Source organism: Streptomyces javensis (assembly GCF_039525925.1).
In the GTDB taxonomy this organism is placed as follows: domain Bacteria; phylum Actinomycetota; class Actinomycetes; order Streptomycetales; family Streptomycetaceae; genus Streptomyces; species Streptomyces asiaticus.
In genome coordinates this window covers 1-1,303 of record NZ_BAAAIF010000243.1, presented here as the reverse complement: position 1 = coordinate 1,303, position 1,303 = coordinate 1, and the positions used below count along the sequence as shown (strand labels likewise).

General features: G+C 69.4%; 1 protein-coding gene. It reads left to right on the top strand.

What is annotated here, in order from left to right:
* The first annotated feature begins 141 nt into the window (after positions 1-141).
* A complete protein-coding gene (locus tag ABD329_RS47770) occupies positions 142-1,263 on the top strand; it encodes an IS30 family transposase (RefSeq protein ID WP_425574485.1) in 1,122 nt (373 codons plus the stop codon).
* The last annotated feature ends 40 nt before the right edge of the window (positions 1,264-1,303 follow it).

Here is a 1,303-nt window from a genome sequence, read left to right as displayed (position 1 = left end):
CTTGGGTTCTAGGAGTCGTTGCAACACCCCAGTTCAGGGGATGCGATGGACTTCGAGATTCGTAAGGACCGGACGAGGCCTCAGGGTAGGAAGAAGCTCACCCGGGAGCGGGAGGCATACTCCCGGCTCATGCGGCAGGGTGTGAGCAACCGGGAAGCGTGCGGGATCGTCGGGATCGATGAGCGGACCGGCCAGAAGTGGCGCAACGGGCGTCACGCATACGGGAACCGGAAGGCGCTGCCACCGATCAGCGTGGTGGCAGCGCCTTCCGGGCCGTCCCGGTATCTGCGCGAGGCGGACCGCATCCACATCGCCGACCGGCTGCGGGAGAAGGCGACCATGCGGGCGATCGCGGCGGAGCTGGGCTGTAGCCCGTCCACGGTCAGCCGGGAGATCCGCCGTAACCGCCACCCGGTCAGCGGCCAGTACCGCCCGTACGCGGCCCAGGCCCGTGCCGATGCCCGCCGGCCCCGTCCGAAGCCCGGGAAGATCAGCCAGAACCCGCAGCTGCGGGACTTCATCCAGGACCACCTGGACCTACGGTGGAGCCCGGAGCAGATCTGCCAGGCTCTACGGTCACAGTTCCCCCAGCGGCCGGAGATGCACGTGGTTCACGAGACGGTCTACCAGGCCCTCTACGTCCAGGGCCGGGGTGAGCTGCGCCGCGAGCTGGCCCGGGCCCTGCGCACCGGACGCGCCCGGCGCAGGCCCCGCCGCCAGTCCCAGCAGCGCACATCCCGCTTCCGCGACCCCATGGTGATGATCAGCGAACGGCCCGCCGAGGCGGCGGACCGGGCCGTGCCCGGCCACTGGGAGGGCGACCTGATCATCGGCAAGGACGGGAAGTCGGCCATCGGCACCCTGGTCGAGCGGGCCACCCGCTACGTCATGCTCCTGCATCTGCCCAAAGACCACGGCGCCGAGAGCGTCCGGGACGCACTGGTCACCACGGTCCAGACACTGCCGTCCCACCTCAGGCGGTCCCTGACCTGGGACCAGGGATCGGAGATGGCCGCCCACGCCTCGTTCACCGTCACCACCGACGTCCCGGTCTACTTCTGCGATCCGGCCAGCCCCTGGCAGCGCGGCTCCAACGAAAACACCAACGGCCTGCTCCGCCAGTACTTCCCCAAGGGCACCGACCTCGCCGTCCACACCCCCGAGCACCTGGCCGCCGTCGCCGCCCAGCTGAACGGCCGCCCACGCAAAACGCTCGGCTGGGAAACCCCAGCCGAGCGCCTGCATAAACTGCTCGCAGCCTGATCAACACAACCACGTGTTGCGACGACTCCTAGAAACCGCC